Origin of the sequence: Enhygromyxa salina, from assembly GCF_002994635.1 — a bacterium.
In the GTDB taxonomy this organism is placed as follows: Bacteria; Myxococcota_A; Polyangia; order Nannocystales; family Nannocystaceae; genus Plesiocystis; species Plesiocystis salina_B.
In genome coordinates this window covers 416,586-430,959 of sequence record NZ_PVNL01000135.1, presented here as the reverse complement: position 1 = coordinate 430,959, position 14,374 = coordinate 416,586, and the positions used below count along the sequence as shown (strand labels likewise).

At 68.5% G+C, this 14,374-nt stretch carries 10 protein-coding genes; 3 read left to right on the top strand and 7 right to left on the bottom strand.

Going from position 1 to position 14,374, the window contains the following annotated elements:
- Positions 1-284: 284 nt before the first annotated feature.
- The 7 genes from ENSA7_RS45930 to rplU all read right to left on the bottom strand — a co-directional run bounded on the left by ENSA7_RS45930 (position 285) and on the right by rplU (position 11,151).
- The gene (locus ENSA7_RS45930; RefSeq protein WP_181234439.1) at positions 285-1,799 is read right to left on the bottom strand and encodes a tetratricopeptide repeat protein; all 1,515 of its coding nucleotides are present in this window, start codon (positions 1,797-1,799) and stop codon (positions 285-287) included.
- A complete protein-coding gene (locus tag ENSA7_RS42785) occupies positions 1,796-5,308 on the bottom strand; it encodes a tetratricopeptide repeat protein (protein ID WP_146158538.1) in 3,513 nt (1,170 codons plus the stop codon). The genes ENSA7_RS45930 and ENSA7_RS42785 overlap by 4 nt, the downstream gene beginning before the upstream one ends.
- Positions 5,308-7,716 carry a tetratricopeptide repeat protein gene (locus tag ENSA7_RS36020; protein WP_106093942.1) on the bottom strand — a complete coding sequence of 803 codons (2,409 nt, stop codon included), beginning with the start codon at positions 7,714-7,716 and terminating at the stop codon, positions 5,308-5,310. The genes ENSA7_RS42785 and ENSA7_RS36020 overlap by 1 nt, the downstream gene beginning before the upstream one ends.
- Before the next feature lie 23 nt (positions 7,717-7,739).
- Positions 7,740-8,735, bottom strand: coding sequence for a COX15/CtaA family protein (locus ENSA7_RS36015; protein ID WP_146158537.1), 996 nt, complete (start codon positions 8,733-8,735; stop codon positions 7,740-7,742).
- A 171-nt stretch (positions 8,736-8,906) separates the two neighbouring features.
- Positions 8,907-10,388, bottom strand: coding sequence for an Obg family GTPase (locus ENSA7_RS36010; RefSeq protein WP_219908119.1), 1,482 nt, complete (start codon positions 10,386-10,388; stop codon positions 8,907-8,909).
- Positions 10,389-10,497: 109 nt separating this feature from the next.
- Positions 10,498-10,788 carry a 50S ribosomal protein L27 gene (gene rpmA / locus ENSA7_RS36000; RefSeq protein WP_106093940.1) on the bottom strand — a complete coding sequence of 97 codons (291 nt, stop codon included), beginning with the start codon at positions 10,786-10,788 and terminating at the stop codon, positions 10,498-10,500.
- A gap of 45 nt (positions 10,789-10,833) precedes the next feature.
- Positions 10,834-11,151 carry a 50S ribosomal protein L21 gene (gene rplU, locus ENSA7_RS35995; protein ID WP_244924022.1) on the bottom strand — a complete coding sequence of 106 codons (318 nt, stop codon included), beginning with the start codon at positions 11,149-11,151 and terminating at the stop codon, positions 10,834-10,836.
- Between the two features lie 237 nt (positions 11,152-11,388).
- On the opposite strand from rplU, the gene ENSA7_RS45170 reads away from it, so the two are divergent.
- The 3 genes from ENSA7_RS45170 to ENSA7_RS35980 are packed head-to-tail and all read left to right on the top strand — an operon-like array spanning position 11,389 to position 14,343.
- The gene (locus ENSA7_RS45170; RefSeq protein ID WP_219908118.1) at positions 11,389-12,366 is read left to right on the top strand and encodes a lytic transglycosylase domain-containing protein; all 978 of its coding nucleotides are present in this window, start codon (positions 11,389-11,391) and stop codon (positions 12,364-12,366) included.
- Between the two features lie 25 nt (positions 12,367-12,391).
- Positions 12,392-13,630 (top strand): cysteine desulfurase-like protein, encoded by a 1,239-nt coding sequence (locus ENSA7_RS35985; RefSeq protein ID WP_106093938.1) that lies wholly within the window; start codon positions 12,392-12,394, stop codon positions 13,628-13,630.
- On the top strand, positions 13,627-14,343 hold the full coding sequence (locus tag ENSA7_RS35980; RefSeq protein ID WP_106093937.1) for a hypothetical protein: 717 nt from the start codon (positions 13,627-13,629) through the stop codon (positions 14,341-14,343). The genes ENSA7_RS35985 and ENSA7_RS35980 overlap by 4 nt, the downstream gene beginning before the upstream one ends.
- Positions 14,344-14,374 lie beyond the last annotated feature (31 nt).

The window sequence follows — 14,374 nt, the reverse complement described above, 5'->3', positions numbered from 1 at the left end:
GGACAGTGACGCCAGCGAGCTGCGAGGAATACCGCGTTTCCCAGGTGTCTGCGGGGGGAAGACCGCCAGCTGCGCGCCGTCGAATCGCGTCGGTGCGCTTGCGATCGCGCGCATCTTAGATCGAACGGGCACCGCAATGAAAGTACTGTGTGCGAATGCTCCGTGGGGAGGGCGAGATGATCCGTGGCGCTGGCCGCTCATACCACAAAACTGGTGCGTGATGGCTCGCATGCTCCGGGGCCGACGAACGACTGACATTCCTGAGGGATCTCCCGAGACCATCATCAACCCCCAGGTTTGAGCACTTTTGGCTTCTGTGGCGCCGGCTTCTGCGGTGACTGCGGATTTTGGGTGGGTGCCTGTGGCTTGGCCGGCCCCGGTGGCTTCTCGGCCGGCTTTTCGGCTGGCTGAGCCGGTTTCTCGGCGGGTTGCGCCGGTTTTTCGGCTGGCTGAGCCGGTTTCTCGGCGGGCTTGGCCGGTTTTTCGGCTGGCTGCGCCGGTTTCTCGGCTGGCTGCGCTGGTTTCTGCCCAGGGGTCTGGGGCTTCGCGGGCTCGGCGGGCTGAGCTGGCGGGTCAGCGGGCTTTTCGGCGGGCTGAGCCGGCTCGCCGGACTCCGGGCCGCTAGCGGGCTCGGCCTCGGGCTCGGGCGGCGCCTCGGCCTGCTTTTGCTTGCGCTTGGCCTCGCGCTCTTGCCGACGCTCCTCGCTCTCGATGCCCTTGTTGGCGGCCTTGATGTAGAGGTCGGCCTGGGCGACGGACACGAGCTCGTTGCCCATGGCGTCGGTCGGCCCGCGCTTTTGCTTGCTGCGCTCGACGGAGGTCTTGCCCTTCGCGACCAGCGACTTGTAGGTCTCGAACTCCTTGATCGCGGCGTCGAGCTTGGCGGTCTCGTCGTGCTTGGGGATCTGCTCGGCGTCGAGGTACAGCACGCCGAGGTTGAAGTGGATCTCGGCCCAGTCCGGGCGCAGCTTCGAGGCGGTCCGGAACGCGGCCTCGGCCTCGACGAGCTGACCGTTGGCCCGCTGGGCCGAGCCCAGGTTGAGGTGGGCCTCGGCGAACTTGGCGTCGAGTGACACGGCGTACTCGAAGCAGCTCTGGGCGGTGGCTGGCTCCCCGCGCCACATGTACTGCACGCCGAGGTTGTTCCACGCCGAGCTGTTGTTCTCGTCGGTCTCGGCCGCGTTCTTGAACGCCTCGAACGCCTTGCCGCGCGAGCCCCCCTGCAGGTACGCGAAGCCCATCAGGTTGTAGGCCTGCGACTTCTCTTCGGGGCCGAGGACCTTGGGGTCGACCTTGAGGATCGAGCCGGTGACCGACAGCACGAGCTCGTGCTTGCCCTGCTTGTAGAACGCCTCGGCGATCACGAGCATGGCTTCGACGTTCTGCTCGTGGTCGCGCAGCGCGTTGCGGGCCTCGGTGATCGCCTTGTCGTTTTGACCCGAGCGCAGCAGCTGCTTGGCCTTGGCGCTCGTCTGCCGCGAGCGCTTCATCTTGGCCTTCTCTTGGTTGGGGTCGCGATCGAGACCGGGGGTCACGACCGGCTTGGCTGGCGTCTCGACCTTCTTGGCGGCGACCTTCTCCGCGTTCGGGTCGGCGCTCGGCTCTGGCTTGGACCCGGCGGTCTTGTCGGCGACCTTCTTCTCCGGCGGCAGCTCGAGCTCGTCGGGGGCGTCGGTGTCCTGCTGCTGCTTGGCGCAGCCGACCGAGGTGACACAGATCAGCGCCGACAGACCCAGCCCCAGCCCCAACCCCAAGCTGGTCGCGAGCGCGCGTGGTCCATGGCGTGGGGGGATCTTCATCGTCGGTCCTCCAGCTCGAGGGTCAGCGCGGCGTCGCGCAGCGAGGGGTACTCGTCGGCCTTGAACACGTTGAGGCGCTCGAGCGCGCGGGCCGTCCACACGTTGTTGACGCGGAATTCCTTGCTGCGCGCGATGCATTCCTCGTAGAGCCCGATCGCCTTTTGGTTGAGCGGCTCCATCTGGTCCTGGATCGTGATCTTGTAGGCGTAGTAGGCCTCCGAGCCCTTGCGCAGCTGGCTGGGCACGGGCGAGTCGGTCACGGTGGCGGCGACGGTCTCGAACGCGTAGCCGCGCCGGAACATGGCCGCGAGCGCCCAGTCGAACGAGCGGTAAGGGAAGACCTTGTCGTACTCCGACGACACCCTCACGAGCGAGTCGAACAGCTTCTTGGCCTCTTCACCGATCTTCTTGTTGCTGGTCGACTTGATCTTGAGCTTGACCACGTCCTCGAGCTCGTACTCGGCGAGCAGGAACTGGGCCTCGGCCGGGAGCGCGGCCTCGGGCGTGCCGTTTTGCAGCCCGCGGGCCGCGTAGAGGTCGATCGCGGCCTGCAGCTCGCGGGTCGCGGACTTGCGATCCTTGCCGTTGCGGTACAGCTGCCCGAGCCGGAGGTGAGCCTCGACCTCGCGCAGGGCCTGATCGGCTTGACCGCCGTGAGCCTTGAGAAACGCCTTGTAGGCCGCGATCGTCTTGCTGTCGTTGCCGGCCTTCTCGAGCACCTCGGCGGCCTGGTACATGGCCTCGGCCTTCTCGGCTGGGGCCTCGGCCTTCTTGGCGACCTCGTAGTAGAGCTTGGCCGACTTCTCGTACTCTTGCAGGCTGTCTTGCAAGCTCGCGGCGTTGCGCAGCGCGGTCAGCCGGTACTCGCTGTTCTTGTAGTCGTCCTTGGTCGCAAGCACGATGTACTTGTCGACCGCCTCTTCGAACTCGAAGAAGCGCGAGTGGTTGAAGCCGGTGCGCAGCAGCGCATAGTCGGCGAACTCGCTGCACTTCTCGCCCTCTTTGAGCTTGGGCGCGCTGCACGGCTTGTAGGTGGTGTAGATGCGCTCGTAGGTGTTTGACGCGCTCTCGAACCGGCCGATGTTCTCGTAGGCGACGGCCGCGTTGTTGAGCGCGTTGTCGGCGTGGGGATCGTCGGGCGCCTGGTCGACGAGCGCGACGTAGCGATCCGCGGCGGCCTCGAACTCGCCGGCCTCGAACAACAAGGTGGCCTCTTGAAAAATCACCGCGTTGCCGATCGAGCGCAGCTTGCCAGCGAACTCGGTCTTGGCGTCGCCGCTGCCGCAGTTCTTCATGTTCTTGACGATCTCTTCGGTGAGCTGGCCCTGCAGCGCGTAGCCGTCGATCAGCGCCAAGCTGGCGTTGATCGAGACGTCGGCGTCGCAGTGGCGATCGATGACCCGCTGGAAGCGTGGGCGGGCGTCGGCGAACAGGTTGTGGCGCTGGCTGATCTCGCCGGACTTGAAGATGATCGTGGCGGCGTCTTCGTTGTCGGGGTTGAGCTCGGCGTAGCGGTCGTAGGCCGACTGCAGCGCGGCGGCCAGCGGCGGGACGGTCAGCGGCTCGTACGGACCCGCGTCGGGATCCTTGGGCATGTCGGGCAGGGTGTACTTGCCGGCCGCGGTCTGGATCTCGGCGTAGGACTCGAGCGCCGAGACCACGCCGCTGGCGGCGTCGGCCTGCAGGCGGTTGTCGAGGTTGGAGTCGCGGACGATCGCGAACTGCTTGGCCGAGTCCAGGAATTGATCCGAGTAGTACAGCGAGTCGGCGAAGTTGTAGCGGTACTCGTAGGAGCTCGCGGTGTTGGGGAACCGCTCGAGGTAGGCCGCGTAGGCCCGCGCGGCGATCTGGTACTCGACCTTGGCGGCCTCGGTGTTGCCGTCGGAGCGCAGCGCCTGGGCCCGCGCCTGGTGATCCACGGCGGTCGCGACGAGGGCGTCCTCGGCCAGCTTGAACGCCCGCTCGATCGCGTCGGGGTCGTTCTCGTTGGCGTAGTACCAGTTGGTGCCGCGCAGGTAGTTGGTCGCGAGCTTGTCGCGGGCCTCGGTGATCCGCCGGTCGTCGCGCTGGGCCTTCCAGGCGTCGAGGATCTTGGACTGGATCTCCGGCGCCGCGGCGGCCAGGGGCCAGCGCGCGAGGGCCAGCTCGTAGATCTCCACGGCGCCCTCGAACTCGGTCTCGTAGGCGAGCAAGTCGGCGTAGGCGGCGTAGATCTCCGGGACGTGCGGCTCGTCCTTGCGCTCGGCGTAGTCCTGCTCGAGGCGCTTGAGCCCGTAGACCTTGTCGCGGCGGCCGTTGCCGTCCCAGTCCTCCTCGTTGTAGGTCTTGGCCATCCAGCGGATCACGTCGCCGCGGTAGGCTGCCTCGTCGTCGTACTTGTCGGTGCCCTTGAGCGAGTCCGCGTAGAGGATGTACTCGTCGAATCGGGCGATCGAGCCGGCGAAGTCGCGCTTGAGGTAGGTCGTGAACGCGATGCGCAGCAGGGCCTGGGCGAACAGGCTGCTGCCGCGCTCACCGAGCGCCTGGGTGTAGGCCTCGAGCGCCGGGTCGAGCTCGTCGACGTCGTAGTGGAGCTCGCCGACGCGCAGCCAGCTCTCGGCCACGAAGGTGCTCTTGTCCGACAGCGGCACGCAGCTCTGGTAGTCGCCGAGCCGAAATTGCGAGGTCGAGACGATGTTGGAGAAGTCCTCGTTGGGGACCCCGTACCGGTTCGCGCACGACAGCGCCAAAAACGCCTGGCGGCTGGCGTCGAATTCTTCGCTCTCGTACAGCAGCACGCCCATGCGGTACAGCGCGGCGTCGTTGAGCGCGTAGCGGGGGAACCCGCCGACGACCCGGGTCAGCAGCTCGATCGAGCGCTGGTAGTCGACGGTCGGCGGCGGGCGCATGTCGGGCAGGTTCTGCTCGCCGGCCTCGCGGCGCTTCTCGAGCGCGACCAGCTCGTCTTGCCAGGCGTCCTCTTGTCGCTGATAGCGCTCGAGCGACGACTCGAAGTGCAGCTCCGCGAGCCGGAACATGATCTCCGGGGTCCAGGCGGCGTCGTTGGGGTGGAGCTCGAGGAAGTCTTCGTAGCGGGTGATCGCCTTGGCGCGCAGCGATCGGGCCTGGGCGCGGTGCTCTCGCAGCTCGCGCTCGAACTGGTTGTCGAGCTCCTCTTGGCCGGCCTCGAACTCGATGATCAGCTGATCGCGGAGCGTGTCCTCCGTGGCGATCGCGGCGGACTCGAAGCGCTCGAAGATCTCCTCGAGCTCGCCGATCGCCCTGGCCTCGTCCTCGTTGCGGGGCCGGCGGGGCAGCGGGGCTTGCAGGCGGATCGGATCGCCAGCGCCCTCGACGACCCGGCCCACGCCCGAGCCGGGCTCACCGGGGAGGCCGATCAGTTGCTCGCCGCCGCTGGCCGACTTGGTGGGCCCCGAGGCGGCGACCTCCGCAGCCAACAGCAAGCACAGGCTGCCGAGGCTGATCGCGCTGACAACCGACGACCTGAACACGCGTCGAGAGCCGTTCATCACTCCTCCTCCAGGGCTTCGTCGATCACGCGTTGGAGCTCGCGGGTCTCGCGGTCGCGGGTGGTCTCGAGCCGACGGATCTCCTCGGACTCGACCTCTTGGATGGCCCAGGCGACGTCGAGCAGGCCGACTTCGGAGCGGGTCACGAGGTTGGCGAGCTCGCCGACCACGTCGCGGTAGCTGGCCTGCATGACCTCGCCGACGAGCTCGCGGGCCTCACCCTTGTTGTCCTCGAGCTCGAGCTTGTAGCGATCGAGGTTGACCCGCTCCTCGCGGAGGATCTGAATCGCGCGACGCAGGCGGCGGCCGGCCGCGTTGTCGAGCCGCTCGCGGCCCTCGCTGACGCGACCGTGCAGCGAGACGGCCCGGTCCCAGACCTTCTTCGCGCTGGCGTCGGCGCGGACCTTCATGAGCGCCGCGAACGCGCGGTCGAGGAACTTGGTGTACTCGTTCACGGCGCGGCGCTGGGCCTCGGCCCAGGGATCCGAGAACCGCAGCGCGGTCTGAACCCGCTCGACGTCGGCCTCGAGCGTGGCGACGGTGAGCTCGAGCCCGGCGACCTCGTCGCGCAGCTCGGTGGCCTGCTTGAGGAACCCCTCGGGGTCGATGCGCTGGTCCTTGCGGGTCTCTTCGTAGTAGCGCTCGGTCGCGATCAGCTGGGCGCGCAGGGCCTGAACGGTGAGGTCGAGCTGGTGCAGCTGCTCGGCGCGCTCGCGCAGGCTCCCGGTCACGTCGTCGCGGCTGCTGCCGTCACCGAGCGGGTTGTCGACTCGCTTTTTGAGGGCTTGGCGCTGGGCCTCGATGTCGGCCATGCCGGCCCCGGTGATCCCGGTTCGGGCCCGCACGAGCAGCTTCTCTTTGAGCTCGATGATCTCGAGGTCGGCGGAGTCGAGCGAGCTCAGGTGCGCGCCGAGATCCGTGAACAGGCGGGCCCGCTCGCTGGCCTTGACGGCCTCTTCCATGCGCGCGAGCAGGGCCCGGGTCTCGAACAGCATCTGCTCGACCTCGCCGACCTCCTGCGCGAGCTCGACGGTCTGGACCGCGCGCGGGAGCGTGTCGGCCACGGGCACCGCTTCGACGGGCATCACCGCGCCGAGCGAGAAGTGCTGCATGTCCTCGGCGGCGACGGCCGAGAAGTACCCGGCGGCGTCGGCCTTGGCCTCGAGCTGCCGGCCGAGCCGCTGGGACAGCTCGTCGAACTCGCGGCGCAGGGCCAGGAACTCGCCCTCGGCCGCCTGCCAGTCGCGCATCTGGATCTTGACCTTGCCGCGCAGCTGCTTGATCTCGGGCACGATCGGGCCGTCGGGGTCGTAGACCAACAGGAGATCCAGGGCCTGCAGCGCGCGCTCGTGGTTGCCCGCGCGCAGCAGGGTCCAGGCGGTCTCGTACATGGCCTCGGCGAAGAACGGCGAGTCGCGAGAGATGCGCCGATAGGCATGGACGGCGAGATCGGTCTCGGCCAGATCGTGGTGGATGCGGGCGCGGGCCAGCCACGCGAGCTCGACGATCCGCTTGTCTCGCTCGTTGATCGGGGTGGCCACGGTCATGGCCTCGAACCGACCGATCGCGTCGTCGATCTCGCCCATCGCCAGGGCTGAGGTCGCCGCGAAGTACGACGCACGGATCCGCCACTTGGCTCCGAGCCCGCCGCCGGACATTGGCACGCTGAACGGGGAGAGGCTGTCGAACTCCGTGATCGCGGCTGCGTAGTCGCCACGAAAGTACAGCCAGCGACCGAACGCGTAGCGCAGCTCGAGCTCGCGCTGCTCGGGGGCGATCGCGGCGACGCCGACGGCGATGCGGGTGATCACGGCCTCGTCGACCTTGCCCTGCGGCGGCTCGATCTCGACGTTCATGCCGATCGCCTCGAGCCGCGCGCGGACCTCCGGGGTGGCCGAGAGCCCGGGGCGTCGGGCGAAGCCCTCGTCGCGGCGCGGGACCGCGAGGTCGAACATCCGGGCCATGCTGCGCTGGTGGTAGCGGCGGCCGTCCTCGGAGTTGTCGATCAGGTTGCCGCTGAAGCACTCGATCGCCCAGCGATCCATCTGCAGCAGCGCCAGCGCCTCACCGAGGAAGTACAGCGCCTGACTCGCGGCGAGGCTGCCCGGGTGGTTCTCGAGCACGTCCAGGAACACGATCGCGGCCCGCTCGACGTCGCGGTCGACGAGCATGAGCTGCCCGGTCACGACCCGCTTGGCGAGCTCTTCTTCGGTCTCTTCGTGCTCGAGGTTGGCGGCGTTCTCGGCCGAGACCAGCACCGACTCGATGTCCTCGATCCGCTCGATCGCAACGTCGAGGTCGAACTCGCGACCTGGAGCGGCGACGGCCGGGGCCGGGCGCATGACGATCGCGGCGTCGACGAACAGGATCGCCGCCAGCGAGATCAAGAGTTTGCCGCGTTGCTGCATTGCTGGCTGCGTTGCGCGGGTGCTCACTCGCCCGCGGGCTTGGGCTCGGCGGGCTTCTGGGCGGCGGGCTTCTGAGCGGCGGGTTTTTGGGCGGCCGGGGTCGCGGGCTTGTCGGCGGCCGGGCTCGAACTGGTACCCGGGCTGGCCGGCTCCGAGGGCTTCTTGGTCGCGGGCTTGGTCTTCGACTTGGACTTGCTCGGCGACTTGCCGGGCTTGCGCTGGACCTGCGGGAGCGGCTTGCCGGAGGCGTCGAGCGGGATCTCTTGCCAGTCGATGCTGGGCCGATCCTTCATCTCCGTGGTCACGTTGCCCTTCTCGAAGCCCGAGCTCATGAGCCGGACCGAGCCGTTCTCGGGGGCGGTGAAGTTGTGCGAGCTGCGGCTCTCGAACGTGTAGCCGTTGAGGTAGCTGAACACGCCAAACCCCTGACCCTGGTAGGTCAGCTCGACCGTGATCGTGTGGGGCCCGGGGACGATGTTGCCGTCGAGCACGGTCAGCTCGTCTTCCTGATCGAGGGCGCCGCTGTCGTCGGTGCGCGCGTAGATCTGCGCGCCGTCGAGGATCACCGCGAGCTTGGTCAGGCGAAACTGCGAGCCCATCAGGTTGCGGTGAGCGATGATCACCCGGCTGCCCGCGAGCACCCCGTGCAGCACCGTCTCTTTGAGGACCGACAGCCGCGCCTTGCTACGAAAGATGCGCTCCTTGAGGTCGTCGACCTCGCCCTGCAGGCCGTCGATCCGGGCCCCGTAGATCTCGCTCTCGCGGCGGCTGGAGTCGACCCCATCGGGGGTCTCGGTGGTCTGAAACAGGTCGGCCGTGTCGTCGTCTTCGGGCGGCGTCGCTGGTTGTTCGGCCGGCTGGCCCTGCGGCAGATCGTCAGGCGGGATCGCTTGACCGGTCGCCGGAGGCGGCGCGGCGAGACTCACCGAGGTGAGCGAGCCCGACAGCGAGACCACGAACGCCAACGTCAACACCGCGAGCCAAGCCCACGGACGAGAGTTCCACTTGGAACGCGACACCCCACAACGGTATCAGGGCGACTCGGGCCTCGCCAGCCGCGAAGCGGTCAGGATCAATGATCGAGAGCGGCCGTTCAGTGCCGGAACTCGCGGCCTGGGGCCAACGCTTGGGTGGCCACTAATTGGGGTGAAGGAACCAAACGACGGCGGCCATGGAGGCTGTTCGACAGGTCAGGACGAGGGCTCAGACTCGGCCGTGGACCCAGTGTTTGGGCCGCTCACCTGGCTGTGCAGCTGCAGCCGTCGCCACAGCGCTTCGAGCAGGGCGTCGGTGCCCTCGCCGGTGACAGCGCTGATCGCAAACAACGGAATGTTGCGCTTGCGAAGCGCCCGGCGGGTCTGCTTGATCAGCTCGCGGCCTTCGTCGGTGTCGATCTTGTTGAGCGCGACCACGCGCGGGCGACCCTCGAACATCGGGCCGTAGCGACGCAGCTCACCCTCGAGGGCGTCGAGATCGCGGAGCAGCTCGCGCCCGGGGGTTGGATCGGGCGCGAGCAGATGCAGGAGCACGCGGGTCCGCTCGAGGTGACGCAGGAACTCGTGACCCAGGCCACGCCCCTCGCTGGCGCCGTCGACCAGGCCGGGCACATCGGCGACGACCATGCTGCGGTGGTGATGATCGTCGCCGGGCAGGCTGACGACGCCGAGCTGCGGGGTCAGGGTCGTGAAGGGGTAGGCGCCGATCTCGGGCCGCGCGCGCGAGATCTTGCTGATCAAGGTGGACTTGCCGACGTTGGGGTAGCCGACGATGCCGACGTCGGCGAGCAGCTTGAGCTCGAGCCGCAGCCACATGCCCTGGCCGGCCGTGCCCGGCTCGGCGCGGTCGGGCGAGCGGTTGGTCGAGGAACGAAAGTGCACGTTGCCCCGCCCACCTCGGCCGCCGCGGGCGATCAGCACGCGCTCGCCGTCGTGGTCGAGGTCGCAGATCAGCTCGCCGGGTTCGTAGCTGCGGGGCTCGTCGCGCTGGCCCTGACGGCGTCCACGCGGGCGGATGTGACGGCGCTGGGCGCCGCTCGAGATGGTCTCGCCGGCCGCGATCACCTCGGCGGGCGCGCCGAGCTCGATCAGCTCGAGCCGCTGCTGGTCGAGCTCGCCGAACTCGACCAGCGAGGCGGTGGTCTGTGGCTCGGCCTCGGCTTGCTCGGCCTCGCCGCCATCAGCGTCGTCAGCTTGCTCGCCATCAGGATCGGCGTCCGGGTCGTCTAGACCTGGATCATGATCGACGACGCGATCGCCGACGACCCAGAAATTCTGCATGCCCTCGCCGTCATCGCCGTCATCATCGGACTCGATCGTGATCCCGTCGGGCGCACCGTCGAGCCACGGAGGTGTCTCACCGTGAGCGGTGGCCTCACCCTCGTAGTAGACCGCGGTGCCAACTGGCACGCGGATCTCCAGGAGCTCCCCGCCGCGCCCGTTCTTGCTGGCGCCGCCGCCTGGGCGGCCGCTCTCGGCGTCGTGGTGCTGGCGGTACTTGAGCTCGAGCAAGGTCGACAGCTGGGCGTCGACGACCAGGCACACGTCGCCGCCGTCACCACCGTCGCCGCCGGCCGGGCCGCCCTTGGGCACGTGAGCCTCACGGCGCCACGCGACCGCCCCATCGCCACCGTCGCCGGCACGAACCTGAATGCGAACACGATCGATGAAGCGCATGAGCTGTCCAGATGATCCAGATGATCGGAAACGTCAAAGGCCCTCTCGACCGGGGTCGGAGGGCCAGGAGGATGCCAAAGCGCCGATCAGACTGATCGGCGCCCCGTGCTTACTCCGCGGCGGCTTCGAGGTCTTGCGCGACCGGGTCCACCGAGATGTAGCTGCGGCGCTGCGCCTTGCTGCCACCCTTGTGGAACCGGACGACCCCGTCGCGTGTGGCGAACAGGGTGAAGTCGCGCCCGCGGCTGACGCCCTCGCCGGCCCAGAAGGTCGAGCCGACCTGACGAACGATGATGTTTCCGGCGCGGATCGCTTGGCCGCCGTAGATCTTGACGCCACGCCGTTGGGCGTTGGAGTCGCGGCCGTTTTTGATCGAGCCCTGGCCTTTTTTGTGTGCCATTTCAGTGCTCCCTTTCTAGTTCGAGTCTAGTTCGAGGCTCAGGCCTCAGGCGGAGATCCCGGTGATCTCGACCTCGGTGTAGGACTGACGGTGCCCGTTCTTGCGCCGGTAGTTCTTGCGGCGGCGAAACTTGTAGACGATCAGCTTCTTGCCGCGGCCGTGGGACTTGACGAGGCCGCTGACCTTGGCGCCCGCGACGAGCGGGGTGCCGATCTGGGCGTCGTCGCCAGAGCCGACGAGCAGGACCTCGCCGAACTCGACGGACCCGCCAACCTCGGCGGAGAGCTTCTCGATACGCAGCTTGTCGCCCACGGCGACGCGGTACTGCTTGCCGCCGGTCTTGATGATGGCTTGGTCGCTCACTGTCGTTCTTCTTAGCGACGATGCGCTCGTCTCGGCGGGGACGTCGACCCAGGTCCCGGGGCCACCGCACATGCGCGGGGGAGCGAAGGATATGGATCTGCTGGCGGCGGTCAAGTCGGATGGTCGTGAGGGGTACCGGTCCGGTTGCCGGCCTGCGGGAGCGGCACGGATGTCTAGGTGGGCCGCGGGTTTGTCGATAAATTCGGTGTCGGCGCGGCTTTCCTTAGTGTGGCGGCCATGCGGCTGTCCCCAAATCTCCATCTTGGCTTGGTTCTCGGTGTTGCGACGGCTGGCGTGATCCTCGCGCTCGGCGGCTGCGTCGCGGGATCGACGACGGCGCAGCCGAGCGCTGCACCCGCGGGACAGGGTGCGGTGAGCCCAGCGCCGGTCGTCGCGCTCGAGGCCTTCAGCGACAACGAGCGGGCCCGGATCCTGGCCGTTCAGGAGATCGTCGAGCACGCCGCGAGTGAGCACGGCGTGGATCCGGTCCTCATCAACGCGGTGATCTGGGTCGAGAGTCGGTTTGATCCCCAGGCCAAGTCCCCCGCGGGGGCCCGCGGCCTGATGCAGCTGATGCCAGCGACCGCCGCGTACCTGGCCAAGCGCATGGGCGAGCGCAGCGCCCACGCCTACGATCCGAAGTTCAATGTCCGCGCGGGATCGCTGTACCTGGCCGAGATGCTCGCCAAATTCGGTGATGAGCAGAAGGCGGTCGCGGCCTACCACGCCGGCCCCGGCAACGTGAAGCGCTGGCTCGAGGCTGGCGAGACCTTCCCCGACTACAGCCAGACCTACGTGGCCAAGGTCATGGAGGCTCGCGCGCGGTTCGAGGGCGTCGCCGTCCACGGTCGACGCAGCGGCGCCGCGACCATGCCCGCGCCCACGCCCGCGCCCACGCCTACGCCCAGGCCGGCGCCGGCGCCGGACCCGGAGCCGCAGGTCGTCCCCGATGTCGCCACGCTGCCGGACGCGGCCGACATTCACGGCGTCGCGCGGGTGATCTACGCGGAGCCCGAGCCGGACGAGTTCGAGTCCGCAGAACCGGTGTTCGAGGTTCATCCCGAGCTCGACGTCGATCCGAGCGCGTCGGGCTGGGGGATCTCGCGTCCGCGCACACGCGAGCCGAGGCCGGTCGTGCCCGCGCCGAAGCCGAAGCCGGCGCCGAGCGAGCCCAAGACCGACGAGGCCGGCCTCGGCGTGCTGCCAGATCTCTGAGCGATCGAGGGTGTAACCTGAGTCCGTGCCCGCGCTCGACGTCGACTTTGTCCGCTCGCAGTTTCCGGCGCTGGCCCAGCACTGGCCGGACTGGGCGCTGATGGACAACGCTGGCGGGTCCGTCGCGCCGCAGCAGGTTCAGACCCGGATCGCCGACTACCTGCGCCGCTACATGGTCCAGCTCGGGGCGAGCTACTCGCTGTCGCAGCGGGCCACGCAGATCGTGAGCGAGGCCCACGCCTTCGCCGAGCGGCTGCTTGGCGCGCAGCCGGGCGAGGTCGCGATCGGACCCTCGACGACGCTCAACGCCAAGATCTTGGCGATGGCCCTGCGCCCGCTGTGGCGCGACGGCGACAAGATCATCGTCAGCGAGCTGGATCACGAGGCCAACATCGGCCCCTGGGCAGCCCTCGCCGAGCAGGGGATCGAGGTGCTGACCTGGCGTCTGCGACCGGAGACCGCCACGCTCGAGCTCGACGACCTCGCCCCGCTGCTCGACGAGCGGGTCCGCCTGGTGTGCATGACCCACTGCGCCAACGTGGTCGGGCGCATCCACGACGTCAAAGCGATCGCCGCGGCGGTCCACCAGGTCGGCGCGCAGCTGTGCGTGGACGGGGTCGCCTACGCGCCGCATCGGTTGGTCGACGTGGCCGCGCTCGACGTCGACTACTACCTGGTCAGCCTCTACAAGATCTACGGGCCGCACCTGGGCTTGCTCTGGGGTCGGCGCGAGCTGCTCGAGGCCGCGCGCTCGCAAAATCACTACTTCGTCGGCGAGCAGCAGGTGCCGTACAAGCTCGAGCCCGGCAACGCCAACCATGAGCTGTGCGCGGGCTTGCTCGGGATCGGCGACTACCTCTCGGCCGTCGACGCCCACCACCACGAGCGGCCTGCGACCTCCGATCGCCACGCGTTTGGGCGCAGCTTCGAGCTGTTCGCCGCCCACGAGGCCCAGCTCGCCGAGCGCCTGCTCGGGTTCTTGCGTGAGCACCCCAAGGTGCGGATCATCGGCCCGCGGTCGAGTGATCCTGCGCTGCGGGTCCCGACGATCGCGTTTGTCGTGGACGGCCGCAAAGCCAGTGAGATCCCGCCGCTGCTCGATCCTCGCAAGCTCGCGATCCGCTGGGGTGACTTCTACGCGCGGCGCGGGATCGAGGCGCTCGGACTCGCCGAGGCCGACGGGATCGTGCGCGTCAGCATGGTCCACTACAACACCCTCGACGAGGTCGACCGTCTCGTGCGAGCGCTCGACGAGGTGCTGTGAACGCGATCACGTGGGCTCGGATCGGACTGCATCACGGGGCGCTCGCGCTGGTGTTGGTCAGCGGGTGCAAGCCCACCGTGGTCCTCGAGGCGCCCGCGCCCGCGCCGTCGGTTGCCAGCGCGGACCCGCTCGTCGAGTACGAGGCCGTGCGCGAGAGCGTGCGTCACTACGCCGCCGCCCTCAGCGCCCATGATCCCGCCGCCGCGCGCGAGTGGGTGGTCGGGGAGACCTCGAACCTCTACGAGCACCTGCGCGTGGCGGCGCTGCGAGCGACCCGCGACGAGCTCGAGGACTTGGATCTGATGCGCGTGATGCTGGTCTTGCAGATCCGCACCCAGATCACGCGCGAGGAGCTCGAGGCGCTCGATGGTCGCGGCCTGTTCGAGCGGGCCGTCAGCGCCGGCCTCGTTGGCGAGCAGCTCGAGGACATCGTGCTCGACGACGTGTGGGTCGACGACGCGGGGGAGCACGCCGAGATCCGGCTCGATGGTGAGCCGGTCGTGTGGCTGCGCAACGAGGCACGCGAGGGCGATGGCGAGCAGGGGCGCTGGCGCGTCGACATCCCCGAGATGATCCGCCTGCTCGGTCCCGCGCTCGAAGCGATGGCACACGAAGCCGTGAGCGCCGACGGCAAGGTTCGCACCGCGCTGACCTTTGTGGAGCTGAGCACCGACACGTGGGTTGACGTCGCGGTGCTCGATGGGCCGCTGTAGGCGCTGCCCAATACGACTGATCCATGTGGGG

What these genes read in the sequence shown, in the direction of transcription:
- ENSA7_RS45170 (WP_219908118.1), top strand. Translation starts at nt 11,389, where the DNA reads ATGCGGCTGTCCCCAAATCTCCATCTTGGCTTGGTTCTCGGTGTTGCG.
- ENSA7_RS42785 (WP_146158538.1), bottom strand. Translation starts at nt 5,308, where the DNA reads ATGAACGGCTCTCGACGCGTGTTCAGGTCGTCGGTTGTCAGCGCGATC.
- ENSA7_RS36020 (WP_106093942.1), bottom strand. Translation starts at nt 7,716, where the DNA reads ATGCAGCAACGCGGCAAACTCTTGATCTCGCTGGCGGCGATCCTGTTC.
- ENSA7_RS36010 (WP_219908119.1), bottom strand. Translation starts at nt 10,388, where the DNA reads ATGCGCTTCATCGATCGTGTTCGCATTCAGGTTCGTGCCGGCGACGGT.
- rpmA (WP_106093940.1), bottom strand. Translation starts at nt 10,788, where the DNA reads ATGGCACACAAAAAAGGCCAGGGCTCGATCAAAAACGGCCGCGACTCC.
- ENSA7_RS45930 (WP_181234439.1), bottom strand. Translation starts at nt 1,799, where the DNA reads ATGAAGATCCCCCCACGCCATGGACCACGCGCGCTCGCGACCAGCTTG.